This window comes from Snodgrassella alvi, assembly GCF_002777425.1.
Classification (GTDB): domain Bacteria; phylum Pseudomonadota; class Gammaproteobacteria; order Burkholderiales; family Neisseriaceae; genus Snodgrassella; species Snodgrassella alvi_B.
Map to the genome: position 1 here is coordinate 1 of NZ_MDVC01000039.1, position 1,397 is coordinate 1,397.

Annotated in this window: 1 protein-coding gene; it reads left to right on the top strand. The window is 42.1% G+C overall.

The annotated features are described in order from the left end of the window. Positions 1-400: 400 nt before the first annotated feature. Positions 401-1,397 (top strand): RHS repeat domain-containing protein (locus BGI33_RS03355; protein WP_218965127.1); only part of this gene is annotated, 997 nt, incomplete at its 3' end.

Genomic DNA, 1,397 nt, shown 5'->3' on the forward strand with positions numbered 1-1,397 from the left:
GTTTAGCGAGTTCTAAAAGTCCTAATTTAGGTTTAATTATTTTTGCAGATTGATTCATTACTGACACTCCATTGTTGGTTTAAAATACACTAAATGTCAGATTAAATAAAGACTACTACAACTTATGACTTCATTCGACCACATTCTAGGTCTTGTATGTTCTGCTTTTACAGATAACCGTTAATTCTGTCACCAAATTCTATAATAAATCGGTTCATTATGTTTTCCAGTTGCGAGTCAATATCTGTTTATCTTCGTCATACTAATTTATATTGTTAAATAAATTACTTTCTTTACCAAGTCATCAGTCGAGAAGGCTTTGTACTTTTTGATGACGCGGCGTATTACACTGTTAATTTATTCTCTGGTATTTTGGCGTAAATTGCTTTACAGATTTCCTGTGGGTAAGCAAAAAGCCAAACAAACCGCCATCGGCATCCAACGCTACTACGACGCCGACCACCGCCTGAGTGAAGTACGCATCGAACAAACAGGCCGCAGCCAGCGTTACGGCTACGTCTACGATGCACTTGGCAGACGTATCGAAAAACATCAGATAGACCGCGAAGGCCAACCCTATAACCGTACCCGCTTCCTGTGGGACGGGTTAAGAATGATTCAGGAAACCGGCCCGAATTATCCTACCAGCCTATATATCTATACAGATCAGAACAGCTACGAACCACTGGCGCGGATAGATAAACGAGGTAATGACCCAGAAAGGGTAATGTACTTCCACACCGACCTGAACGGCTGTCCGGAAGAACTTACCGATGCAAACGGTAAAATACTTTGGGAATGCAGCTTTCAGCTATGGGGAAAGCGGATTCATGAAATTGAGCACGAATCAGTAGAGCAAAACCTCAGATATCAGGGACAATATTTAGACAGAGAAACCGGCTTACATTACAATACTTTCAGGTATTATGATCCGGATATAGGTAGATTTACTCAGCCAGACCCGATTGGTTTGGCTGGCGGATTGAATCTGTATCAGTATGCGCCTAATGGGTTGACTTGGGTCGATCCGTGGGGCTTAGCAGGAGACCCAGCAGAAGCCACACATATAACCTATATCGGCACTGACGCCAAGACAGGTAAACCTTATGTTGGATATGCAAGTATGCCAGGTAAGCAACATCCAGAGGATGTATTAAAATATCGTTATGGGAATGATTTTAGCCGGTTTGGTGGTCAAATGCCTGAAATCATGTATGACGGTTTTGGTCAATCAGGTAAAAATACGGCTCGTGGCTTGGAACAAAGATATTTTGAAGAGCTTGGTCGTCTTGAAGGTACTGCAAATAAACAACATCCAGTTGGTTTGCATAATGCTAACAGAGAGGCTTATCTTGAAGCCGCCGATAAACATCTTGAAGGTCGAAAGAGTGTTCCTA